The 23,873-nt window shown below is 45.6% G+C and carries 27 protein-coding genes; 10 read left to right on the top strand and 17 right to left on the bottom strand.

The features are described 5' to 3' along the window. Window positions 1-70 precede the first annotated feature (70 nt). From BUR42_RS19655 to dtd, 3 genes are all read right to left on the bottom strand, one after another. A complete protein-coding gene (locus BUR42_RS19655) occupies window positions 71-1,501 on the bottom strand; it encodes a glycine--tRNA ligase (protein WP_074241226.1) in 1,431 nt (476 codons plus the stop codon). 69 nt (window positions 1,502-1,570) lie between these two features. Further along, window positions 1,571-1,897: a nucleotide pyrophosphohydrolase gene (locus BUR42_RS19660; RefSeq protein ID WP_074241228.1), complete on the bottom strand. Its 327-nt coding sequence runs from the start codon at window positions 1,895-1,897 to the stop codon at window positions 1,571-1,573. A gap of 1 nt (window position 1,898) precedes the next feature. Further along, window positions 1,899-2,351 carry a D-aminoacyl-tRNA deacylase gene (dtd, locus tag BUR42_RS19665; protein ID WP_074241229.1) on the bottom strand — a complete coding sequence of 151 codons (453 nt, stop codon included), beginning with the start codon at window positions 2,349-2,351 and terminating at the stop codon, window positions 1,899-1,901. Window positions 2,352-2,401: 50 nt separating this feature from the next. Between dtd and arfB the strand changes: the two genes are divergently transcribed. Together arfB and BUR42_RS19675 are read left to right on the top strand one after the other, a co-directional pair. Next, window positions 2,402-2,803, top strand: a complete 402-nt coding sequence (arfB, locus tag BUR42_RS19670) for an alternative ribosome rescue aminoacyl-tRNA hydrolase ArfB (protein WP_074241231.1) — start codon at window positions 2,402-2,404, stop codon at window positions 2,801-2,803. 33 nt (window positions 2,804-2,836) lie between these two features. Next, complete coding sequence (locus BUR42_RS19675) at window positions 2,837-4,324, top strand: lipopolysaccharide biosynthesis protein (RefSeq protein WP_084185715.1); 1,488 nt, start codon at window positions 2,837-2,839, stop codon at window positions 4,322-4,324. Here the strand turns inward: BUR42_RS19675 and BUR42_RS19680 are convergent. After that, a complete protein-coding gene (locus tag BUR42_RS19680) occupies window positions 4,307-4,969 on the bottom strand; it encodes an MBL fold metallo-hydrolase (protein ID WP_074241233.1) in 663 nt (220 codons plus the stop codon). The two genes, BUR42_RS19675 and BUR42_RS19680, sit on opposite strands and share 18 nt — an antisense overlap. A gap of 57 nt (window positions 4,970-5,026) precedes the next feature. On the opposite strand from BUR42_RS19680, the gene BUR42_RS19685 reads away from it, so the two are divergent. After that, the gene (locus tag BUR42_RS19685; protein WP_074241236.1) at window positions 5,027-8,389 is read left to right on the top strand and encodes a TolB-like translocation protein; all 3,363 of its coding nucleotides are present in this window, start codon (window positions 5,027-5,029) and stop codon (window positions 8,387-8,389) included. Window positions 8,390-8,443: 54 nt separating this feature from the next. Here the strand turns inward: BUR42_RS19685 and BUR42_RS19690 are convergent, their stop codons facing one another. The 3 genes from BUR42_RS19690 to BUR42_RS19700 are packed head-to-tail and all read right to left on the bottom strand — an operon-like array spanning window position 8,444 to window position 9,756. Next, window positions 8,444-8,794, bottom strand: coding sequence for a diacylglycerol kinase family protein (locus BUR42_RS19690; protein WP_074241238.1), 351 nt, complete (start codon window positions 8,792-8,794; stop codon window positions 8,444-8,446). Between the two features lie 3 nt (window positions 8,795-8,797). Beyond that, on the bottom strand, window positions 8,798-9,094 hold the full coding sequence (locus BUR42_RS19695) for a winged helix-turn-helix domain-containing protein (protein WP_074241239.1): 297 nt from the start codon (window positions 9,092-9,094) through the stop codon (window positions 8,798-8,800). Between the two features lie 29 nt (window positions 9,095-9,123). Continuing rightward, window positions 9,124-9,756 (bottom strand): hypothetical protein, encoded by a 633-nt coding sequence (locus BUR42_RS19700; RefSeq protein ID WP_074241241.1) that lies wholly within the window; start codon window positions 9,754-9,756, stop codon window positions 9,124-9,126. A gap of 207 nt (window positions 9,757-9,963) precedes the next feature. Here BUR42_RS19700 and BUR42_RS19705 point away from each other — a divergent pair, with 207 nt between their 5' ends. Further along, window positions 9,964-12,471 (top strand): DUF5686 family protein, encoded by a 2,508-nt coding sequence (locus BUR42_RS19705; protein ID WP_074241243.1) that lies wholly within the window; start codon window positions 9,964-9,966, stop codon window positions 12,469-12,471. Window positions 12,472-12,570: 99 nt separating this feature from the next. On the opposite strand, the gene BUR42_RS19710 is transcribed toward BUR42_RS19705, so the two are convergent. The 5 genes from BUR42_RS19710 to BUR42_RS19730 all read right to left on the bottom strand — a co-directional run bounded on the left by BUR42_RS19710 (window position 12,571) and on the right by BUR42_RS19730 (window position 15,084). Continuing rightward, complete coding sequence (locus BUR42_RS19710) at window positions 12,571-13,005, bottom strand: helix-turn-helix domain-containing protein (protein ID WP_074241245.1); 435 nt, start codon at window positions 13,003-13,005, stop codon at window positions 12,571-12,573. Between the two features lie 190 nt (window positions 13,006-13,195). Next, window positions 13,196-13,576 carry a VanZ family protein gene (locus tag BUR42_RS19715; protein WP_159442308.1) on the bottom strand — a complete coding sequence of 127 codons (381 nt, stop codon included), beginning with the start codon at window positions 13,574-13,576 and terminating at the stop codon, window positions 13,196-13,198. 35 nt (window positions 13,577-13,611) lie between these two features. Further along, complete coding sequence (gene gcvH, locus BUR42_RS19720; protein ID WP_074241249.1) at window positions 13,612-13,992, bottom strand: glycine cleavage system protein GcvH; 381 nt, start codon at window positions 13,990-13,992, stop codon at window positions 13,612-13,614. 87 nt (window positions 13,993-14,079) lie between these two features. Then, window positions 14,080-14,742: a peptidylprolyl isomerase gene (locus BUR42_RS19725; protein WP_074241251.1), complete on the bottom strand. Its 663-nt coding sequence runs from the start codon at window positions 14,740-14,742 to the stop codon at window positions 14,080-14,082. Window positions 14,743-14,751: 9 nt separating this feature from the next. After that, the gene (locus BUR42_RS19730) at window positions 14,752-15,084 is read right to left on the bottom strand and encodes a hypothetical protein (RefSeq protein ID WP_074241252.1); all 333 of its coding nucleotides are present in this window, start codon (window positions 15,082-15,084) and stop codon (window positions 14,752-14,754) included. Window positions 15,085-15,354: 270 nt separating this feature from the next. On the opposite strand from BUR42_RS19730, the gene BUR42_RS19735 reads away from it, so the two are divergent. From BUR42_RS19735 to rsgA, 5 genes are read left to right on the top strand one after another with little or no spacing between them, the layout of a single operon-like run. After that, window positions 15,355-16,356: an AAA family ATPase gene (locus BUR42_RS19735; RefSeq protein WP_074241254.1), complete on the top strand. Its 1,002-nt coding sequence runs from the start codon at window positions 15,355-15,357 to the stop codon at window positions 16,354-16,356. A 24-nt stretch (window positions 16,357-16,380) separates the two neighbouring features. After that, window positions 16,381-17,253, top strand: coding sequence for a DUF58 domain-containing protein (locus tag BUR42_RS19740; protein ID WP_074241256.1), 873 nt, complete (start codon window positions 16,381-16,383; stop codon window positions 17,251-17,253). Between the two features lie 44 nt (window positions 17,254-17,297). Then, entirely contained in the window at window positions 17,298-18,272 is a 975-nt protein-coding gene (locus BUR42_RS19745) for a hypothetical protein (protein ID WP_234979724.1), read from the top strand. Window positions 18,273-18,282: 10 nt separating this feature from the next. Continuing rightward, window positions 18,283-19,293: a vWA domain-containing protein gene (locus BUR42_RS19750; protein WP_074241260.1), complete on the top strand. Its 1,011-nt coding sequence runs from the start codon at window positions 18,283-18,285 to the stop codon at window positions 19,291-19,293. An 18-nt stretch (window positions 19,294-19,311) separates the two neighbouring features. Next, window positions 19,312-20,241, top strand: a complete 930-nt coding sequence (rsgA, locus tag BUR42_RS19755; RefSeq protein WP_074241262.1) for a ribosome small subunit-dependent GTPase A — start codon at window positions 19,312-19,314, stop codon at window positions 20,239-20,241. Here the strand turns inward: rsgA and BUR42_RS29800 are convergent. Genes BUR42_RS29800 through BUR42_RS19760 form a run of 3 tightly spaced genes read right to left on the bottom strand, consistent with a single transcriptional unit; the run spans window position 20,238 to window position 21,140 of the window. Beyond that, window positions 20,238-20,405, bottom strand: coding sequence for a hypothetical protein (locus BUR42_RS29800; RefSeq protein ID WP_159442309.1), 168 nt, complete (start codon window positions 20,403-20,405; stop codon window positions 20,238-20,240). The genes rsgA and BUR42_RS29800 overlap by 4 nt on opposite strands. Before the next feature lie 13 nt (window positions 20,406-20,418). Further along, window positions 20,419-20,568, bottom strand: coding sequence for a hypothetical protein (locus BUR42_RS29805; RefSeq protein ID WP_159442310.1), 150 nt, complete (start codon window positions 20,566-20,568; stop codon window positions 20,419-20,421). A 50-nt stretch (window positions 20,569-20,618) separates the two neighbouring features. Further along, a complete protein-coding gene (locus BUR42_RS19760) occupies window positions 20,619-21,140 on the bottom strand; it encodes a gamma carbonic anhydrase family protein (RefSeq protein WP_074241264.1) in 522 nt (173 codons plus the stop codon). Between the two features lie 34 nt (window positions 21,141-21,174). Between BUR42_RS19760 and BUR42_RS19765 the strand changes: the two genes are divergently transcribed. Then, entirely contained in the window at window positions 21,175-22,356 is a 1,182-nt protein-coding gene (locus BUR42_RS19765) for an aspartate aminotransferase family protein (RefSeq protein WP_074241266.1), read from the top strand. A gap of 69 nt (window positions 22,357-22,425) precedes the next feature. Here the strand turns inward: BUR42_RS19765 and BUR42_RS19770 are convergent, their stop codons facing one another. Further along, window positions 22,426-23,127 (bottom strand): YiaD family glycine zipper/OmpA-like lipoprotein, encoded by a 702-nt coding sequence (locus tag BUR42_RS19770; protein ID WP_234979726.1) that lies wholly within the window; start codon window positions 23,125-23,127, stop codon window positions 22,426-22,428. Between the two features lie 155 nt (window positions 23,128-23,282). Further along, window positions 23,283-23,858: a hypothetical protein gene (locus tag BUR42_RS19775; RefSeq protein ID WP_074243105.1), complete on the bottom strand. Its 576-nt coding sequence runs from the start codon at window positions 23,856-23,858 to the stop codon at window positions 23,283-23,285. Window positions 23,859-23,873: the final 15 nt, after the last annotated feature.

Genomic DNA, 23,873 nt, shown 5'->3' on the forward strand with positions numbered 1-23,873 from the left:
GTGAAAGTCTTATATTATATGTTTTAAACGAGCATAAAAAAGGCCGGATGATCATCCGGCCTTTTGAAATTTATTCGAGGATCTTTTTCATTACCATTTCTTTTACGCTGGCAAGAGGAATCCTTTCCTGTTCCATGCTATCCCTGTAACGCACAGTTACGGTACCATCTTCTTTTGTTTGGTGATCAATGGTTACACAGAAAGGTGTACCGATCGCATCCTGGCGGCGGTAGCGTTTTCCGATGCTATCCTTTTCTTCGTAATAGCAATAGAAGCTCTTTTTGCAGTCTGCCATTAATTCCTTGGCCAACTCTGGTAAACCATCTTTTTTGGTGAGCGGGAACACAGCCAGTTTGATAGGTGCCAGTTTAGCGGGGAACTTTAATACTACACGGCTATCCGGTTTCTCCGGCGTGCCGAGGTCCTGCTCTTCATAAGCTTCACTCAATACCATCAGGCAGCAACGGTCTAAGCCGATAGAAGTTTCAATTACATAAGGAATGTAATTCTGATTGATCTCTGTATCGAAGTATTGCATCTTCTTACCAGAGTATTGCTGATGTTGTTTCAGGTCGTGGTCTGTGCGGGAGTGGATACCTTCCACTTCTTTAAATCCTATCGGGAATTCATACTCAATATCCACGGCTGCTTTTGCATAGAATGCCAGTTTTGCGTGATCGTGGTATTGGAGCCTTGCAGGATCGAGGCCAAGGCTCTTGTGCCACTTCATACGTTCTTCTTTCCAGTAGGCATACCATTCATCTTCAGTGCCAGGGCGGATAAAGAACTGCATTTCCATCTGTTCGAATTCGCGCATGCGGAATACGAACTGGCGGGCTACGATCTCATTACGGAAAGCTTTACCAACTTGTGCAATACCAAAGGGAATTTTCATCCGGCCGGTTTTCTGCACGTTGAGGAAGTTCACAAAAATACCCTGTGCTGTTTCGGGGCGCAGGTAGATCTCATTGGCATCTTCCGCAACACTACCCATTTGCGTGGAAAACATCAAGTTGAACTCCCTTACATCCGTCCAGTTAACAGTGCCGCTTACGGCGCATTTGATCTTATTATCTTCTATCAGTTTCTTCAAACCGGGGTAATCGTTTCCTTTCAGCAGCTCTTCCATTTGCTGGATCAGCGCTGTTTTTTCTGCTTCGGGCAGGGTATCTGCATATCCTTCTATGAGGTGATCTACACGATAACGTTTTTTGCTATCCTTGTTATCGATCATGGGATCGCTGAAATTATCCACGTGGCCGGAGGCTTTCCAGATAGTAGGGTGCATGAAGATCGCAGAATCGATCCCCACGATATTTTCGTGCATTTGCGTCATGCTCTTCCACCAATAATCCCGTACGTTCTTCTTGAGTTCCGCACCATACTGGCCATAATCATATACTGCACTCAACCCATCATATATTTCACTGGACTGAAAAATAAAACCGTATTCTTTACAATGCGAAATGATCGCCTGGAACTTGTTCTGATCTGTTGCCATAGTCGCGCAAAGATAAATTTGAAAATTGAAACAACGTATTGAATTAATATCGAAACTGTAATTTATTAATTACTTGAGCTTTTCATTGTCTTTATGCCGGGTTGCATCCCGGATGTTCTTTTTCTCGAAATTCTTTTCGAGGGCGGCGGTAAGGTCTACCCCGGTTTGATTGGCCAGGCAAACCAGTACCCATAGAACATCTGCGAGTTCGTCTCCCAGGTCTTTATTTTTATCGGATTCCTTAAAGGACTGGTCCCCGTATTTACGGGAGATCAGGCGGGCTACTTCTCCCACTTCTTCCGTGAGTATAGCCATATTCGTTAGTTCAGAGAAATACCGTACCCCGGTGGTTTTGATCCACTGGTCTACACGTTCCTGGGTTTCTTTGATGGTCATATTATTCCCTGTTTTTTGTATCTATTATAATGGTAACGGGTCCGTCGTTGAGGAGGGCTACTTTCATATCTGCTCCAAATTCCCCGGTACCGATGTTTTTTCCCAGGTCCTGTTCCAGCCGGGCCTTCATTTTTTCATATAAAGGAATGGCGATGTCTGGCTTACTGGCTTTCAGGTAAGATGGGCGGTTCCCTTTTTTGGTGGAGGCATGGAGGGTGAACTGGCTCACGAGGATCAGATCTCCCCCTGTTTTCAATACACTTTTATTCATCACCCCGGCATCGTCATTAAAGATCCGCAGGTTAACGATCTTATTGCTGAGCCAGGTGATATCTTCCTCCCCATCTGCATCCTCTATCCCTACCAGCACCAACAAACCCTCTTCTATGGCCGACTTCACTACTCCATTGATGGTAACGCTGGCATTTGTAACTCTTTGGATCACTGCTTTCATAATATCGCCGGATTCGGTTTACTTTTGTGTTTAAAGATAAGAAATGCTTTATGCTGGATGTAGCATCGGAAATTAAATTTAAAACAGCCCGCAGCGGTGGCAGCGGCGGACAGAATGTGAACAAGGTGGAAACCATGGTGGAAGGCTATTTTAATGTTGCGGAGTCTGCCATTTTAACCGAAGAGCAGAAAACCCGGATCCTGTCCAAACTGGGTAGTAAACTGAATGCAGAGGGGCTTTTACAGGTGAAGAGCCAAACAGAACGCAGCCAGCTGGGTAATAAGGGAGAGGTGATCAAAAAGATGAACCATCTTTTGCAGCAGGCGCTTATTGTTCCAAAGAAACGCATCAAAGTGAAACCTACTAAGGCCATGATAGAAAAGCGCATTCAATTGAAAAAGCGGTTGAGCGATAAAAAGAACAACCGCCGGAATAACTTTGGAAACGAGTAAGCCAACATCTATTTTTGAATCAAATTCAGCGCATTGGGAAATATTAAAAAACTGGCGGGACAAACGATTTGGTACGGTTTACCTACTATCACCAGCAGATTCCTCAGCTTCTTCACCTCCATACTTTTTACCGGCTTCCTGGTGCCCTATGATTTTGGGCAGATGTCCCTGGTATACCAGGTGATCCCTTTCCTGAATGTTATTTTCACTTACGGCCTGGAGACCAGTTATTTCCGGTTTGCCCAAACTACGGATAAATCAAAGCTGTATAATACCCTCTGCGTTTCCATGCTGGTGAGTACATCTGTATTCACCTTCTTCCTGTTAGTGAGTGCCTCCCCTATTTCGGAATTGCTGAAGCTGCCTGGCCATGCTGATTTCATTTATTATACGGCTATTATCATCTTCCTGGATACCCTTTCCACTTTGCCTTTTGCCCGTTTAAGGCAGGAGGGCAGGCCCCGGAAATATGCTTTCATCAAACTGATGAACGTGGTTTCCAATCTCGTTTTTTCCATGTTCTTCCTGATGATCTGCCCCATGCTGCAAAAAGGCAACCCGGACTGGATGAGCTGGTACAACCCGCTCTACGGGGTAGGTTATATATTGATCGCCAATTTACTGGCCTCCCTGCTCACCCTGGTACTTTTATCGGCTGAGATAAAGGTCATCCACTGGTCCTTTGACCAAACGCTTTGGAAGGAGGTGATGCGTTACAGCCTTCCCCTGGTGATCGTTGGGTTTGGTGGGATGATCAATGAGCTGATGAGCCGGCTTTCTTTTACTTATCTATTACCCGGGGCGCAGTTCGACGTGCAGGGTATTTTTTCTGCGAATTACAAGCTGGCCCTGCTGATCGTTATTTTTATACAGGCCTTTAAAATGGCGGCGGAACCCTTCTTTTTTAACATGAGTAAAAATGAGGACGCCCGGTTTACCTATGCGCGGATCATGAAATTCTTTGTGATGGTTTGTGGTGCGGTGTTCCTGGGGGTTGCGCTTTTCCTGGATATCTGGAAACTCCTGATCACTACCAAAGACCCCTCCTATGCGGATGCCCTGGATATTGTGCCTATTATTACCATGGGCACGGTATTCCTCGGGATCTATTACAACCTCACCATCTGGTATAAGCTCACGAACCAGAACCTGATCGGGGCCTATATTACTGTGGCCGGAGCTGTGATCACCATTGTACTCAACATCTGGCTGATCCCCCGGTTCGTTTACATGGGAGCTGCCTGGACGACCCTGATCTGTTATGCTTTTATGATGGTTACTTCCTACCTCTTCGGGCAGAAATATTATCCTGTTCCTTACCCGGTAGGCAAGATCCTTTCTTACCTTGGCCTGGCAACGGTTATTTTCCTGGCACATCATTATCTCCGTTCCCGGCATCCGGGCATGCTTTTACTGCATGCAGCGGGCCTTGCGGGTTTGGGTATATACGGGGCCGTTATCCTCTTTATGGAAAGGGCAGAATTTGGCAGTCTCCTTTCCCGCTTACGCAAAACGCGTTGAGGGATCTTCCGGCACAAAAGGGTTGTGTTTCTTTTCAAAACCTATGGTGGTGGAAGGGCCATGACCCGGATAAACAACCGTTTCGTCCGGCAGTTTGTATAGTTTTTCCCGGATACTGCTGGTTAATACTTCTAAATTACCTCCCGGAAAATCGGATCGGCCAATACTCTGTTTAAATAACACGTCTCCGGCAATCACAAAACCCTGTTTGGCGCAATAGAAAGAAATGCTGCCAGGGGAATGGCCGGGAGTAAGGATCACTTCCAGTTCATCTTCTCCCAGCACCACTTTATCCCCCTCTTCCAGGTAAGATGCCGGCATGGGGGATGGCTCAAAGGGAATGTTATACATCAACCCCGACTGGCTGGCGCGATCCAGCACCACCTGGTCTTTCTGGTGAATTTCCAGCCCTACATTAAAGGTTTTGGCCACCAGCTGATTGCTGAAAATATGATCAAAATGGCAGTGGGTATTCAGCAGGCGGGCAACGTTCAGGCTATTATCCCGTATAAACTGAAGGAATTCATCGCGTTCATTTTGATAATAATAGCCCGGGTCTATAATGATACAGTCCTTTTTGTCGTTAATAAGAACGTACGAGTTTTCCTGTAAAGGATTCACCGTGAAATATTTGATTTCAAACATTGTTGACCGATTTTTGCTAATTTTAATTCAGAACACAATATTATCAATACTTTCCGTATGAACCGATTTATTACCAGGTCATTCTTATTCTTCACTATCCTATTGATTGGCACGTTTCACGTTAAGGCTCAGACTAATACGGTGGAGTTTGGTCAGAACCGGGTTCAGTTCAAGAACTTCAAATGGCGGTACTATACGACCCGGCATTTTAACACCTATTTCTCACAAAATGGGCTGGAACTGGGAAAGTATGTAGCGCAGGCTGCTGAGAAGGAATTACCGAGCCTGGAGGAATTTATGGAATATACTTTCCGCCAGAAAGTGAATATTGTGGTGTACAATAACTTCGGGGAATTCAAGCAATCCAATATAGGGATAGGGATAGAATGGCAGAATACGGGAGGGGTCACCAAACTGGTGGGTAATAAGCTCCTGGTATATTTTGACGGGAACCACGAAAATCTGCGTCGCCAGATCCGCCAGGGTATTGCCCGGGTGATGCTGGAAACTTTGCTTTTTGGAGAGGATATCGGGGAGTTTGCCGGAAATGCAGTGTTGATAGATTTCCCGAACTGGTTCACGGATGGTTTTATTGCCTATGCGGCAGAAAACTGGAACCCTCAGCTGGATGAAGAATTAAAAAGCATATTCGCCTCTAATAAATACTCTTCTTTTAATAAACTGGCTTACGATAAGCCCCTGCTGGCGGGGCAGGCTTTCTGGTATTATGTGGAAAGCAAGTACGGAAAAGATGCGGTGCCTTACCTGATGTACATCACCCGGATCAACCGTGGCCTGAAAAAAGGTTTTGAGCAGGTGCTGCACATGACCCCTAAAAAGGCCATGAAGGATTTCATGATGTACACCACCAAACGTTACCAGGAAGATAACCGCAAACGCCGCCAATATACCCGCGGGACCGGTGTTATCTCCAATGAGATCGGCAAATCCAATTTCTATCGTTACCAGGCGAACCCTAAGAACAGCATGTATGCGGTGATCGAATACCGTAAAGGACTGTACAAAGTAGAGATCAACCTGGGTTATAATACTTCCAAAGTATTGCTGAAAAGCGGGGTAAGGCAATTATCCTCCAAACTGGACCCGAACTATCCTCTGCTGGCCTGGAACCAGAAAGGTAACAGACTGGCCATCATCTATGAGCATGAAGGTAAAACCAAACTCATGGTGTATGACCTGATCACCAAACTGAAGATCTACCAGGACCTTCCGCAGTTTGACCGGGTAATAGACTTCAAATATTTCTTTGAATTTGATAACTCCCTGCTGCTTTCTGCGGTGAAAAATGGGCATACGGATATTTTCACTTACAGCATCTCTAACGGTAAGGTAGAACAGATCACCAACGATGTGTATGATGACCTGGACCCTTCATTTGTAGCTTTCCCCGGCAAGAGCGGGATCATTTATTCCTCTAACAGGCCTTCTCCAAAGGCCCGTGGCGGAGATACCGTATTACCACACAACCGTTACAATATCTTTTTGATCGACAACTGGAACAAGTCTTCCGAAAAGCAGGTGTCTCAATTAACAGACCTGCCTTATGGTAATGCACGCCTTCCGGTACAATATAATGGTACCCACTTCACCTTCGTAACAGATGCGAATGGTATCAACAACCGTTATGCCGGTTTTTTTAAAACAGAAAGGGCAGGTGTGGATTCCCTCTTCTTTGTGGGCGCGGAAATACTGCATAACCCTGATAAGGAAGAACTGGATTCTGCATTGGCAGAATATGGTTCTACGGCTCCGGATTCTGTTCAGGCCATTACTATTACCAATGATTCCACCTACGTATTCCCGGTTACCAACTATCAGCATGGTATCAAGGAATCACGTATTGCAGGCGACCAGGGAATGGTTTCTGAAGTAGTGCAGATCGGTGATTACAAACGCCTGTACAAACTGAAAGTGGATACGAACACTTTGCGCAGAAGGAATGTGAATGCAAGGCCTACACGTTTCCGTGCTGCCCAGATGCATGCGGACAGTCTCAAGTTAGGATTGCCCAGTGTGTATAATCAGAAGGACACTTCAGCTGCCAAGCAAAACGATTTCTTCCAGAATGAATTTGGCAATGAGCCGAAAGATACTACCAGCCAGCAAACCGTTGATGCCCGGGCTGCCAGGGATGAACCACCTGTACTGAAACTGGCCAGGCTGAGCAATTACAAGCTCAAGTTCGCATCGGATTACCTGGTGGCACAGATAGATAACTCCGTGCTCATGAGTAAATACCAGGCATTCGGCGGTAAACCCATGTCACCTATCCGGTTAACAGATCCTATTAACGGGTTGATCCGTATAGGGGTGAGTGATCTGATGGAAGATTACAAATTCAGTGGTGCCTTCCGTATCCCGCTGGGATTGGATGGTACGGAGTATATGTTCTCCATGTCCTACCTGAAAAAACGGTTCGACTATAAGTTCACTTATTACCGTAAAGTAGATAAGGGAGACCTGGTGTCTGATGAAGTAGCCTACCCGGTAAAGAACAAGACCAATATCTACCAGGGCGAGGTGAAATATCCTTTTGATGTGGTGCGCAGCCTTCGTTTGCAAGCCGGCATCAGAAGAGACGAGTTGGTGATATTGGCTAACGATATCCCTTCCCTGAACCAGAAATCCTTTGTTCAAACTTACGCACTGGGCCGTTTGGAATATGTGCATGATAATACGCTGAACCCTGCCATCAATATTTATAAAGGAACCCGTTACAAGATCTACGGAGACCTGATGGCACAGATGTCCAGCAACCGGAATACTTTGTTCGGACAGGTAACACCTAAAGGCAAACTGACCTATAACATGGGCATCGATGCAAGGCACTATGAGCAGATCCTGCGTAATTTCATCTGGGCTACCCGTTTCTCTGCGGACCTCTCCTGGGGTAGCAGCAAACTGGTGTACTTCCTGGGTGGGGTAGATAACTGGACGTTCACGCCTGACATTCACAAAAACACACCGATGACGAATGATAACTATGCCTACCAAACCCTTGCGGTTAACATGCGTGGTTACAAACAGAATATCAAAAACGGTAACAATGTGATGTTGCTGAATACAGAATTACGTTTACCGGTATTCACCACTTTCATTGACAAGCCGATCAACTCTGCATTCCTCCGTAACTTCCAGCTGACCACTTTCGTAGATATCGGAACTGCCTGGAACCAGAAGCTGAGCTTCAAGGATGCGAACTACACTACCTACACCAGTAATGATGGTCTTATTGTGAAGATCAAAGAAGGGTTCCTGGGACCATTTGTAGGTGGTTATGGTTTTGGTGCGAGAACTACATTGCTGGGTTATTTTGTGAAAGCAGATGCGGGCTGGCCAATGACTGGTTTCTTCCGCGGCAAACCCCTGCTTTATATTTCAATGGGTGTAGATTTCTAAGCTTACTTAATGATATAATATAAAAAAGGCTGTCTCAGATCGAGACAGCCTTTTTTATATTATCCTGGGAATAAAGATCAATGCGCCAACTACAGCAGCTGACAATGCAGCTATGAGCACAGCCCCGGCTGCAATATCCTTGATCCTTTTCACGCCGGGATGTTGTTCCGGTGTGATATGGTCCATGATCTTTTCGATGGAAGTGTTGAGCATTTCTGTTAACCATACCATGGCCATCACAATGATCAGCATAGCCCATTCCGTGATGCTGCAACGAAACCACACCCCTGCAATGATCACCACAATCGTAGCCACAAAATGGATACGGCCGTTGGGTTCACTGCGGAGGAATGACCTGATGCCGTTAAAGGCATGCCGGAAACTTTGCAGGCGTTTGGAAAACATAAACTAAGAACTGAATTTGATCATTGCTTCCAGTGCGGCAAGATGCCCTTTGAAGGCTTTTTCTCCTGCTTTGGTAATGGAATAGGTAGTATTGGTTTTTCTGCCGATGAATCCTTTGTGTACTTTGATATAAACATTTTCCTCTAAGGTGGCCAGGTGGGAAGCCAGATTACCATCTGTTACTTCCAGCATTTGTTTGAGGTCATTAAAGCTGACCTCTTCATTTACCATAAGCACGCTCATCACCCCCAGGCGAATGCGGCTTTCAAATATTTTATTCAGGTTACCGATCGGATTCATGACCATACTTTTTAGGGATCAGGCGTTCATTATTCTGCCGTCACACGTTCATACTTCCACCACATCAGGGCACCATAAATAATGTGCATCACTCCGAAACCCAACGCCCAGAATAACAGCCCGTGGTAAAGATTGAACAGTGCCAGGATTCCAAGCAGGATCTCTGCATATCCCAGGTACCGTATATCCGTTACCGTGTATTTGCTGGCATTTACCAGCCCAAGGCCGTAAAACACAAGACAGCTGGGCGCTATCAGTGCCAATTGATCATTATATAACAACCCAAATATAAACAATCCCCCTGCAGCGAGTGGGATCATGAGGTTAATAAATACTTTCCGGGCCACAACGTCCCAAACGGGAAGGCCTGCCCGTTGCGCTTTTCTCCAGGTGAAATAAAATCCTGCACCTAATGCGGCTACTAATACAGCCGCGGCAATCATGAGCAGGCGTATCACCAATAAAGATTCACCTCCCCTGGCCACGCCATCGTAGCTACTGCTGCCACGTGCTTCCAGGATATTCCAGGCAAAATATGCTCCCACCAGGGCACTGATACCAGCCCCTATACCTCCAAGGCCGCTGAGGGACATGAAGCGGGTGGATCGCTCCATGATACGTTTAATGTCTGTGAGTGTTTCGAGATGTTGTTGCTCGTTCATAAGAAAAGCACTTTGTCCAATAAAGTTAAACGAATATCGGAGATTTTACGTTTAAAGTTTGTTATGTTATTAATGGTATAGGGGTAACAGGAAGGAAGGGCCGTCTAATTAGATGTGCTCTTTTATCATAAATATTTGTTATAAAAGTGTCGCTTTTACCCGTGCCTTAACGTAATTACTGTGAATTTTATCTAATTTGCTGCCTGTATGACCGGCTGGAAACGAACCATAGCTTTAGTTATTTGCATCATCAGCTTCTTACCCCTTAGCGCTCAATTCAAGATTAGTGGCATCGTTAAGGACGCGCATACCGAGGAACTGATCCCCTTTGCAACCTTGCAGTTTGTTGGCACCAATACCGGCATGGTGACTGATGCGGAAGGTCATTTCGTATTCGAACTCCCCGTTATTCCTTCTGACTCATTACTGGTGAGGGTAATGGGTTATCGCAGAACGGTACTTTTTGTAGATAAAAATTTAAAGGACCAAACGCTCAATTTTGAGATCAGCCGTTCAGACGTTTCCCTTAAAACATACGAGATAAAAGCCAATGTGAATTTTGCGTTGGTGTTGCTGCGTCATATTATCCGAAGAAAACCGGAAAACAACTATGACCGACTGGAGAGCTATAAATATGAGATCTACAATAAACTGGAACTGGACCTTAAAAACCTGAACACGGTAAAACTTTCCAGGAACCGCTTTACCAAACCGTTCTCATTTATTCTCAAGAATATAGACAGTACTACGGAAAACCAGCCCTTCCTGCCCGTTTTTCTAACGGAAAGCATATCCGATTACTATTACCAGAAAAGCCCCAAGCGAACGAAAGAAGTGATCAAGGGCAGCCGTACATCCGGTATTGATAATGAAAGTGTAACGAAGTTCCTGGGTGGCATGTACCAGAACATCAATGTGTATGATAACTATATTCCTGTATTTGATAAGAACTTTGTAAGCCCTATTGCCAATAACGGCACTTTATTCTACAACTACCGCATTACGGATACACAATACATCAGTAATCATCGTTTCATCAAGCTAAATTTTGAGCCCCGCCGTAAAGGAGAGAATGTTTTTATCGGGGAAGTATGGGTGCAGGATTCGACGTACGCGGTACAGAAAATGAGTTTATCTGTTCCCGGCGATGCAAATATCAACTTCGTCAGAAAGATCAGCCTGGTGCAGGAATACAAACAATTCCCGGATAGCAGCGGATGGTTCCTGGCTAAAGATAAATTCATTGTAGACTTCTGGACGCCCAGCCCTAAACCTACCAAAACCCTTGATTTCATTGGCCGCAAGACCACTTCTTATAACAATGTGATTGTGAATGATACAGCGGCTACGAATATCTTCACGGAGAAACGTTACCCGCAGAACATTGTGGTAACGGACAGTGCCAACCAGCGCCCGGATTCTTTCTGGCACAATAACCGGCACGACCGTCTCAGCAAAAATGAACAGGCTATCTACAACATGGTGGATACCTTGCAGAAGATGCCCCTGTTCCAGAAATATTCCAACACCATCCGTTTCCTGGCTACGGGTTATAAACCTTTCGGGCCTTTGGAATGGGGACCTTACTTCTACCTGTTCTCCCAGAACAGACAGGAAGGTTTCCGCCTCCGGCTGGACCTTGGTACCACGCCTAAATTCAATAAGGACCTTTACCTGAATGGTTACCTGGCCTATGGCTTCGGAGACGACAGGTTCAAAGGCAAACTTTCCGCACTCTGGTTACTGCAACGCCATCCCCGCATGTATGTGTACGGTTCCTTTGTGCGCGATATTGATAATGGCGCTACTTATTATGATGAAGTGGGAACGGATAACATCTTTACGCTGGCTATCCGCAAACCCAATGTACCACAGAAGTTCATGCTGATAGATGAAAAGCGCGCAGAGTTCTTTAAAGAATATTACTCCGGCTTTTCTCATCATTTTTCCATTGTGCATAAACAGTTCATCCCCTATGCACCCTTGCCTTCCGGCAGCTTCTTCCACAGCAATGGAGAAGGACTTGACCCTTTAACCAATATGGAAGTAGCGGTTAAACTGCGTTATGCTTTCCGGGAGGAATTCCTCGAAGGGAATTATTACCGTTACAGTCTTGGCAGTAAATACCCTATTGTGGAATTTAAATATGCCATGGGTGTTAAAGGCATTTTAAAGAGCAATTATAACTACCACAAAACATCCATTACCATATCAGACTATGTAAAGCTTCCTCCTTTTGGCAGCCTGTATTATAACTTCTTTGGCGGTAAGATCTTTGGCTCGGCCATGCCTTATCCATTGCTGGAAATACATCCGGGTAACGAGATCTACTACTATAACAAGTACGCCTTCAACATGATGAACCGCTTTGAATTCATCAGTGACCAATACGCCGGTTTCAACCTGGAACATACGCTTGGCAGTGGTTTATTCAACTACATTCCACTTGTGCGCAGATTAAAGCTGCGCCAGTTCTGGACGGCCAAAGGTATTATCGGCAAACTCTCTGAGTCTAATAAAAACCTGAACCTTAACGCGGGTTATCCTTTTAAAACACTTCAAAGCCATCCTTATGTTGAAGTAGGTACCGGCGTGGAGAATATCCTCAAATTCATCCGGATAGATTTCGTGTGGCGCCTAGCACCGAAGCCACTACCGGATGAACCTTATGAAAAAAGGTTTGGCATCTTCGGTAGTTTCCGGCTTCAGTTCTAGCTTGGGTAGCAAAGGAATTAAAGGTTAACTGCAATGGACGAACGCATTGTTATATGCCTAAACTTTGACGGATCTTTTAACAAACAATGGATGCATGGGTTATGCTGAACTTAAACGTTGCTGATGCATCTCCAGCTGCATTTCCATCAGGCGGTGAATGGCTGCCGTATTCTCCTGCACCTGCTGCCTGAGGGCATCACTTATTTCTTTCAGGATGCTTAACGCCGCATGTAAGATCTCTTTATCTTTTCTGAAGTAATGTAATACTGCGAGCAGGTTGATATCACTGAACGCATCGCTTTGTTTCTTCTTATTGGCCAGGAAGACGTCTCTTTCTGAATAACCAAATAATTCAAATACATGTACCTTGAGGATGTCCGCTATTTCCTTTAACCGGTCGATGGTGAGCCGCTTCACATCATTGCGCTCTATATTTCCATATGCCGTTACGCCGATGTTCAGTTTTGAAGCCATGTATTCCTGCGTAACATTTCTTTCTTCCCTTAATCTTCTGATGATAGATCCAGCATTCATGGGTTAACAATCATTTCTTGAAAATAAAATTAGGGGAAAGGAAAGTCGCTGCCAAATGATATGGCCTCATTCGGAGAAAGTGTTTGTTTCAGTTCACAAAAGTTTTCTCATTCCGATATTCAGCACCTCATTATAACAAAAATGCACTCATTTTGAGTGCATCAGAATCATTACAGGGGAGCAACAGTAGTTATTTGAGGAACCTTTTACCGATCCAGCGGAAGATCAAAGCGCCCACCGCTGCGCCTGTACCATCAGCCAAAACATCCATCATATCAAAGCTCCTGTTGACCACGAGGTATTTTTGAATGAATTCTATTGCCAGGCCATACAAAGTAACAACGAGTACAATACTTAAAAGCCCAAGGCCACTAAGACCATTATTCTGTTTATAGTAACCATAAGCCAGTAAGATCACGGTTCCGCCAAACAGCACAAAGTGCACCACTTTATCTACATGTAGTTTATCCAGGATCGAGATCTTGGGGATCTCTGAGCCGGGCAGGGTGCATAAAAAAAGAATGAGAACGATCCAACCCATTGCTGGTAAGTAATAAAGGATCGTTCTCATGCTAAATTTATTATTCGTATTCAATTCGTTCATACTTATTCTCCGATCAGTGCTTTGTAAGCATCTGCGGTTAACAATCCATCCACATCAGCAGCATTACTTACTTCAATGGTTACCATCCAGCCTTCGCCATATGGGTCTGTGTTCACCAGTTCAGGGCTGTTTTCCAGTCTTGGGTTTACGGCACCTACGGTACCGGCAACAGGCAGGAACAGATCAGACACTGTTTTTACCGCTTCCACGGTACCAAAGATCTCTTCAGCATTCAGTGTTTTACCGGTTGTGGTGATGTCCACAAACACGATATCACCCAGTTCACGCTGAGCAAATTCAGTAATACCCACTTTAGCAGTGTTTCCTTCTAACAAAACCCATTCGTGGTCTTTTGTGTAACGCAGTTGTGACGGAAAATTCATGTCAAGTTTGATTTTGAGCCGTAAAAATAAAGATTGTGGGGTGAATTATAAAAACTTCTTCCCCCCGAATATGTTAAAATTCAATGATTAAAAGAAGAAGAACTTCCTTTTCAGCCTGATCTTCATCCGTACATCCTGTAAGGGGCGATTGTTCCTGTCTGTCTTCACCATGGCAATACTGTCTACCACATTCAGCCCTTTGATCACTTCTCCGAAGATGGTGTAATTCTGGTCCAGATGCGGTGTTCCGCCTATCTTTTTATAGATCTCCCGTTGGTCTACCGGTAATTTCCGGCCGCCCAGGCGGGTTTGTTCCAGCGTATCCAGTTGCCCGTCTGTGAATTTCTTGCCTTGTACAATGTAAAACTGGCAGCCATCGGATGCTTTTGTAGGATTATTATCCCGGGCAGCTGCTAATACACCCTTTTTGTGAAAGAGGTCCAGTTGAAATTCTGCCGGTACGGTGTATCCCACGCCTCCATTCCCTAATTCCGTGCCGGGTTTGGCATTCTTAGAATCGGGGTCGCCTCCCTGGATCATAAAGTTGTGGATCACGCGGTGGAACAACAGGCTATCGTAAAAATGCTTTTTTACGAGTTTGATGAAATTGTTACGGTGCAGCGGCGTTTGGTCATACAACCTGATCACCATGGTACCGTATTCCGTAGTTACTTTCACTTTACGGTTACGCTGGGCATTCACAGAGATACAGAACAATAAGGAAAAAGACAGCAGTAGTGCTCTATGCATATGGATGGTTTATTCTTCAAAATAGGCGATTATATGCTCCTTCAGGAACCTTTCCTGTTCTTCCATCCCCATTTTGGGTACCGGCTGTACTTCTTTAAAGTGAGGCCAGCCATCCCTGTCGCGCCCCTCCGGTTCAAAATATCCGCTTTGGCTCAGCAGGGAACAAACAGCAATGTGCATGAGGTCCTGCTTCTGTTCTTTGGTGAACTTCGTTTTTGGGCTATTTAATTCCTGTATACCTATCAACAAAAGTGTGGCCTCCATGTTCGGTGTTTTACCGAATCGTTCTGTGAGCATATCTTCCACCCTTTTCCATCTTATTTTGAAATCATCCTGATCCATTTCTTTATTTTTTTAATGGTTCCTGCTGCTAATCAAGCATATGGCATATAGATTGCAGACCGGTAACGAACAGCAAATGTACGGTTTACATAAAAAATTGATGTAAATATCGCTGCCCTTTATTAAATTGGATTTTTTTTTAAACCATATCTGTCTACCGGGGAAGCTGTTCAGGGTCGTTATTTAACAGCACTTTAACTGCGGATGCCCGCCATGGCAGTATGTTTAAGGAAGGGAATCAGTATTTTAGCACCCTCGAAATGTAAATACATGGAAAATACATCGTACGATATTCGTCAACTCAACGAAAAGATCCACCAGGCCAGCTCTTTTGTTGATATCCTCAATCTGGAGATCAACAAAGTGATCGTAGGGCAGAAGTATATGGTTGAACGTCTGATGATCGGCTTACTGGCTCAGGGGCATGTGCTCCTGGAAGGGGTACCCGGTTTGGCTAAGACCTTATCCATCAAATCTTTGTCTTCTGCCATCAATGCACGTTTTTCACGGATACAGTTCACGCCGGACCTTTTACCGGCAGACGTTGTAGGTACCATGATCTACAATCAGCAAAAGAATGAGTTTGTGGTACGCAGGGGTCCCATCTTCGCCAACTTTATCCTGGCGGATGAGATCAACCGTGCCCCGGCGAAAGTACAAAGTGCCCTGCTGGAAGCCATGCAGGAAAGGCAGGTGACCATAGGTGATACTACTTTTAAACTGGATGAGCCTTTCCTGGTACTGGCCACCCAGAACCCGATAGAGCAGGAAGGTACCTATACCTTACCGGAAGCCCAGGTAGACCGTTTTATGTTAAAGGTGGTGATCGGGTATCCTACCAAAGACGAAGAACGCCACATCATCCGTCAGAACCTGCAACCGGAAGGCCAGGTAAAGATCAATCCCGTGGTAAGCCCTGAAGACATCCTGGAAGCACGTAAACTGGTACGCCAGGTGTATATGGATGAAAAGATCGAACAATACATCATCGATATCGTGTTCGCCACCCGTAATCCGGAAGATTACAAACTGGGCAAACTGAAACCACTGATCTCCTACGGGGGGTCACCACGTGCCAGCATTAACCTGGCCCTTGCTTCCAAAGCTTATGCCTTTACAAAACGCAGAGGATATGTGATCCCTGAAGATGTACGCAGCATCTGTTTTGATGTAATGCGCCATCGTATTGGCCTTACTTACGAAGCGGAAGCAGAGAACGTAACCAGCGAAAACATCCTGAGCGAGATACTCAACGCAGTTGAAGTGCCATAAGCCGAATTTAAACCTGCAACAAACATGGAGACTTCAGAAATACTCAAGAAGGTCCGCCAGCTGGAGATAAAGACCAAAGGCTTAACGAATCATATCTTCGCAGGCGAATACCACAGCGCTTTCAAGGGCAGGGGTATGTCTTTCAGCGAAGTGAGGGACTATCACTTCGGGGATGACGTGCGGTCTATCGACTGGAACGTAACGGCCCGTTTCAATCATCCTTTTGTAAAGGTCTTTGAAGAAGAACGGGAGCTGACGGTAATGCTGCTGGTAGATGTGAGCGAAAGTGAAGCATTTGGTACCGCCCAGCATACCAAACGCAGCCTCGTAACAGAACTCTGTGCAGTACTGGCATTTTCTGCCATCAAAAATAACGATAAGGTTGGTGTGATCTTTTTTAGTGACGGGGTGGAGAAATACATTCCGGCTAAAAAGGGTAAATCACATATCCTCTTCATCATCCGCGAACTGTTATCCTTTACACCTAAAAAGAAAGGGACTAATATCGCGGAAACGCTGCGTTTCTTTAACAATGCAAACAAGAAGCGCAGTATTATGTTCCTGCTAAGCGATTTCTTTTCCGGTAATTACCAGGATGCACTGAACATTGCTGCTAAAAGGCATGATGTGGTGGGTGTGCAGGTATATGATCCACGGGATAAGGAATTGCCTTCCGTGGGTATAATGAAGATGACGGATAGTGAAACGGGCGCCACACAATGGGTGGATTCCAGCGATAAGAATGTGCGGAAATATTATACCCATCAATTCCAGCAGCATGCGCAGTATTGCCGTAACGCATTTATGAAGAGCGGGGCAGACCTGGTCAGTATACGCACGGATGAAGATTATGTAAAAGCACTACAATCATTTTTCCTGAAAAGGGTTAAAGCATAAACTGAGCACTGCCACACCGGATGAAAGTTAAAAAGAACATATTCGTGTATACCTTGCTGGGATGCCTGCTTGCAACAACTCAATTGTTTGCGCAGGAGCAATACCAGGATTATTTTAAGGTGAAAGCGATCCCCGATACTACGCAGATCCGAATTGGTGAACCTATCAGATTAGAGATCACTGCCAAGGTGATGATCTATGCCCTGAAAGGTGCTAATTTGAAAGTAGTGTTCCCCAATCTGCCGGATTCCCTCAATCATATAGAGATCACAGACCGTACGCAGCTGGATACTTCCGGTTCCAATGAACAGCAGAAGTTATTCAAGCAGATCATTACGCTCACGAGCTTTGATTCCGGCCGTTGGGAAATGCCCCCTATGAAATTTGAAGTGTTCTCTGTAACGGATGGTTCTTATGATTCCGTTTTTACAGAGCCCTTTTTCATTGATGTAAATACAGTACCGGTAGATACAACCAAAGCATTCAAACCTATCAAAGCATTGCGCTCGGTGGGTTGGAACATACTTGACTACTGGCCTTACCTGCTGGCCTGTTTAGCTTTGAGCGCGGCCATCGTGCTGTATTTCGTATTCTGGCATAAGAAACGTAAACCTGCTGTGGTGGCACCTCCCGCCAGGCCAGCCAAAGCTCCTTACCAACTGGCCATGGAGCAACTGGAATTACTGGAAAAGGAAAAGCCATGGAACAGCGATGTGAAATTATATTACACACAACTCACGGATATCCTCCGGCAATATTTTGAACAGCAGTTCCATATTGCTGCACTGGAACAAACCAGTGCAGAGTTGATGCAAAACATTAAACCTGTAACGGTGCTGAACCAGCAACGGGATAAATTGCAGAGCATCCTTACGTTGGCTGACCTGGCTAAGTTTGCCAAGCTGCAGCCCTCTCCGCAAGAACATGAGGATTGCCTCCGTAAAGCGATAGCTGTGGTAGAATGGACAAAACCATCTGCTGTTGCTGCTGAACAACCTGCATCTAACAGCACAAATTAGTAACTGACGCATGAACCCGGACATCTGGAAACATATTGAATTTGCTTACCCGGCCTTCTTCTGGCTGCTGCTACTCATTCCCGTAATGGTATGGTGGCAATTCAGCGCTGGCCGCAAGTTCCAGGGATCTATCCAGGTATCTTCCCTGCAAGGCCTGAAAGGTTTACCTGTATCCTGGAAAGTACGCTTCCGCCCATTATTGCTGGTATTGCGCGTTCTTGCTTTTGCGGCATTGGTAACTGCGCTGGCACGCCCTCAAACATCCAATACTTCAGAGAATATAGACAGTGAAGGGATAGACATTGTATTAAGTATAGACATTTCCGGTAGTATGCTGGCAGAGGACCTGCTGCCCAACAGAATGGAAGCGGCCAAAAAAACCGCGATGGATTTTGTGGACAGCCGTATCAGCGACCGCATCGGGCTGGTTATCTTTTCCGGTGAAAGCTTTACGCAATGCCCCATTACAATGGACCATGCGGTATTGAAACAACAGATCATGACCATCCGCAGCGGTTTGTTGCAGGACGGTACTGCTATAGGAATGGGATTAGCTACTGCGGTAGACCGTTTGCACAACAGCAAAGTAAAAAGCAAAGTGATCATCCTGCTAACGGATGGTGTGAACAATACCGGCCTTGTAGATCCGCTCACTGCACTGGAGATTGCCAAAGCTTATAAGATCAAAGTATATACCGTAGGTGTTGGAACGATCGGTAAAGCCCCCTCTCCTGCTACAATGCCCGACGGTACTGTGCAAATGCAAATGGTGGATGTGCAGATAGATGAGCCGCTGATGAAGAAGATTGCTTCTGAAACCGGTGGCCGTTACTTCAGGGCTACAGATAATACTTCCCTCAAAAACATCTACGGAGAGATTGACAAACTGGAACGTACAAAAGTGGAGATCACTTCCTACAAACGTTACAAAGAATATTTCTTCCCGCTGGCCATGATTGCCCTGGCTTGTCTTTTACTGGAAGTGGTGCTGCGGTACACACTCTTCAGGAGACTCCCTTAATTGGCTTATCTTTACGCCGTGCAAGCAACGATCTACAAATCAACAGGCAGCTGGTATGCTGCCAAAACTGAAGCAGGTGACTTTCTTCAGGCCCGCATCAAGGGCATCTTTAAGAAGGATGATGATATCACTTCCACCAATCCCATTGCGGTAGGTGATGAAGTAACGCTCAGCCTGGAACAGGATGAAGAAGCGGCTGCTATGATCACGGGCATCAGTGACCGGAAGAATTATATCGTGCGGGCCTCTCCGCATGGCAAGCATAAAAAACATATTGTTGCCGCTAATCTTGATCAGGCGGTATTGGTTTGTACTGTGAAAGAACCCCGTACTTCCCAGGGGTTTATAGACCGTTTTCTTGTAACCGCTGCTGCCTATCATATCCCTGCCGTACTCATCTTCAATAAAATGGATGTGTATAAGGATAAGGAAATGGAAAAATTCGAACACTGGAAAACGGTATACGAATCCATGGGCTATCAGGTATTACTAACGGCTGCAGGAGCCGGTGCGGGTATGGAAGAGGTCCAGGCCATGCTGCATCATAAAACAAGCCTTATTTCAGGGCATTCCGGTGTGGGCAAATCCACTATCATCAACCGGTTATTGCCAGACCTTAAACTGAAAACAAAAAATGTGAGCGGTTGGAGCGGGAAGGGTTTACATACCACTACTTTCGCAGAGATGTTTGATCTGCCGGATGGCGGAAGATTAATAGATACGCCGGGGGTGCGGGAATTTGGGATCGTTGACATTCCCAAAACAGAATTATCCCAGTATTTCCTGGATATGCGGCCTTTTCTTCCTAACTGCCAGTTCAATAACTGCCAGCACCTGGATGAACCTGATTGTGCTGTGAAAGATGCGGTGGAAGCGGGGATACTGGATATGGAAAGGTACCTGAGCTATGTAGCTATCTGGCACACGATAGAAGACAAATCTTATTAACCACCCCTGTTGAACAACCCTTTCTTCCTGGGTGCGTTCATTTCGTCCATCACCTTTTCAGCACCCATATTACGTTTGGAAACTTTACAACCTGTTTTTTGCGTGCGGCATCCTATCGCCAGGATACCTGCTGCCAGCATCAGTAAAAAGCAAAACCTGCGCATAATAAGATCCAGTTTAGAATAATTTCATTTGTTTACCGGCCTTTGAATTTTGCTTGGCATTTCCCTTGTTGTAATAGGTACTGCCGGGGCAGCCATATTTCTGAGATGCGCAACTGGTCAGTAGAAAAACTGCCCAAAGCAGGAATAACCATTTTCTTTTCATAGGGACAGGGTATTTTATCTTATGCAATATAGCATTTTTTTCTCAAGTGATCATACCTGGTCCCGGAACCAGTCTGCATACATGATATAGTTGTTTGCTATCCTGTCAATCTCCCCATGGATCAGTTCCTGGCTGATGGTTTTCACCTTTTTAGCGGGTACGCCTGCATAAATGGTCCCGGCCTCTACCTGCGTTCCTTCCAATACTACAGCACCGGCGGCAATAATGGTATTGCTGCCGATATGGGCATTGTCCATCACAATCGCGCCCATGCCGATCAGTACATTATCTTCTACGGTACAGCCATGTACAATAGCATTGTGGCCAATGGACACATTATTGCCGATGGTGGTTTTGGTTTTCTCGTAAGTAGCGTGGATCACGGCACCGTCCTGGATATTCACCTTATTGCCCATACGAATGCTGTTCACGTCTCCCCGTACAACGGCATTGAACCAAACGCTGCAATCATTGCCCATTACCACATCTCCTACGATGGTAGCATTGGGGGCTATAAAACTATTTTCACCCATTTTAGGGTATACTCCTTTTACTGGTAATATTACTGGCATGTTACAAATATAGAACTTCACTAACTTCGCGGCAATGAATAACAGGCAGCTTTTTTTACAACATGTGGCTCAAACCTCGGATGCCCCGCTGGCATTGGAGATTGTAAAAGCAGAGGGCATGTATATGTGGGATGCGGATGGCAAACAATACCTCGACATGATAGCAGGGATCAGCGTTTGCAACATAGGGCATTGCCATCCTGCGGTGGTAAAGGCCATCCAGGAACAGGCACAGACCTATATGCATCTGCTGGTGTATGGGGAATTTGTGCAATCTCCCCAGGTAGCTTATGCCACTTATCTCACACGGCATTTGCCATCTTCCCTGAACAGCGTGTATTTCACCAATTCCGGCAGTGAAGCCACGGAAGGTGCTATGAAATTAGCGAAACGCCATACCGGACGTACAGAGATCATTGCCTTTAAGAATAGCTATCACGGCTCAACACAGGGTTCGCTGAGTATCATGGGAGATGAATACTGGCGGAACGCTTACCGGCCATTATTACCGGATGTGCAGCATCTTTTGCATAACTCCATGGAAATGCTGGACAGCATTACAGAACGTACGGCATGTGTGATCGCAGAAACCATACAGGGCGAAGCCGGTGTGCTGGCACCTGCGGTGGAATGGTTGCAGGCTTTGCGTAAAAAGTGTACAGAAACCGGCGCTCTCCTCATACTGGATGAGATACAATGCGGCTTTGGCCGGAACGGTACCTTATGGGCATTTGAGCAATATGATGTGGTACCTGATATCCTTTTACTGGGAAAAGCATTGGGGGGCGGCATGCCTTTAGGTGCTTTCATTGCCAACCGGGATGTGATGTGGAGCCTCACCAATCAACCGGTATTGGGCCATATCACTACATTTGGCGGACATCCTGTTGCCTGTGCCGCCGGCCTTGCAGGAATGAAGGCATTGATAGAAGAGAATATGATGAAGGAAGTAGCGGCGAAAGAAAAGTTATTCCTGGAGCTGTTACAACATCCGCGCATTAAAGCAGTGCGCTCAAGAGGTTTGATGTTGGCTGTTGAACTGGAAGACTTTCCTGCGAATAAAAAAGTGATCGATCATTGTATAAAAAACGGTGTGATCACAGACTGGTTCCTGTTTGCACCACAATGCATCCGGCTGGTACCGCCATTAATTATTAAGGAAGAAGAGATCCGCACTGCCTGTAAGATCATACTGTCGGGGCTTGACACCCTGTAAAAGAAAAATCCTCCCGGAAAACCGGGAGGAAGATTTCAAATGCTTATGAGAAAATTCAACTAAATACTTTTATTGTTGACCTGCTTCTTTCTTTGCATCCTGCTTCATTTTATCGTTCGCAAAGATGGAGAATTCCACACGGCGGTTCTGTGCACGGTTAGATTCTGAATCGTTTGGTACTTTAGGTTGGGTTTCACCATACCAGAAGGTCTGGATACGGTTAGCGGCCACACCTTGTGAGCTGAGATAAGCTGCTACTGCTTTTGCGCGGCGTTCAGACAAACTGTAGTTGTAAGCATCTGCACCGGTATCATCCGTATGTCCTTCAACACGTACGTGCGTATCAGGATATTTATTTAATACCTGTGCCAGTTCCTGGATATTGGATTGTGCAGTAGCGGTAAGGTCTGATTTATCAAAACCGAACAGTACACCGGAGTTAAAGGTAACGTTGATACCTTCCCCTACTCTTTCCACGGTAGCATTAGGCACTTCGTTTTTGATCTCCTGTGCCTGTTTGTCCATTTTCTTACCGATCAGTACACCGGCAGTTCCGCCAACGGCTGCTCCGATAATAGCACCAAGGGCTGTATTACCGGCAGCTTTACCAATAACAGCACCTGCTGCTGCTCCACCCCCGGTTCCGATCACTGCTCCTTTTTTTGTGTTATCCATGCCCTGCCATGTACTACAGCTCCCGAGTAACAGTGTACCGGCTAAAGCTATTGCTACAAATGCATTCATTCGTTTCATCATAATTAATTTTAACATAGTGAGATTTTTGCCAGGTTTTGCTGCCTGCATATAGTTTATACCATAGCCCTAAACAAATAGTTTGCCAAGAAAGCGGTTTCCCCTATAAATAATTGAGGAGCAGTATTTTAAAAACGGACAGGAGACGATGCTCACCTGTCCGTTTAAGGTAGTTATTTTCCAAAGATACCGCCTAAAAGGCCGCCTAATCCTCCGCTGCCCTGTTGTTGTTTTGCGCCATTGCTGATCATTCCCACCATATCCTGCAGATCCACATCGCCATCACCGTCTTTATCGAGGCCGCCGGCAAATTTGCCAAGCAGGCTGCCCAAATTGAGGCCCTGGGTAGAACCTCCGGTGAGGGAACTGAAAATGCCGTCCAGTGAAAAACCATTGTCGCTTGGGTCGTTGGTCTTTTTCACCAGGGAACCCAATACGCTGGGGATGAGAGATCCCGCGATAGCTGCTGCTGTGCTGCCATTGAGGTTAAATTTCTCCGTAAGGCTGCTGATAAGGTTACCGGAAATGTTGTTGACCACGGGGTTACTGTTATCTACCTGGCCATTGGAATTGAAAAGGCCCATTACGTCCTTTACATTTCCACTGGCGAGCGCTTCCTGTAAACCGGAAGCGATGGAGTGAGAAGCCTCTCCGATCACTGCATCGTTTTGCTCATTAGGTATAGCTGGATTGGCTACCACTGTTTCCTGTGCGCTATCACGCACCAGTTGAACTAATTGATCAAGCATTTTGATATGGTTTAG

Origin of the sequence: Chitinophaga niabensis (genome assembly GCF_900129465.1) — a bacterium.
Lineage (GTDB): Bacteria > Bacteroidota > Bacteroidia > Chitinophagales > Chitinophagaceae > Chitinophaga > Chitinophaga niabensis.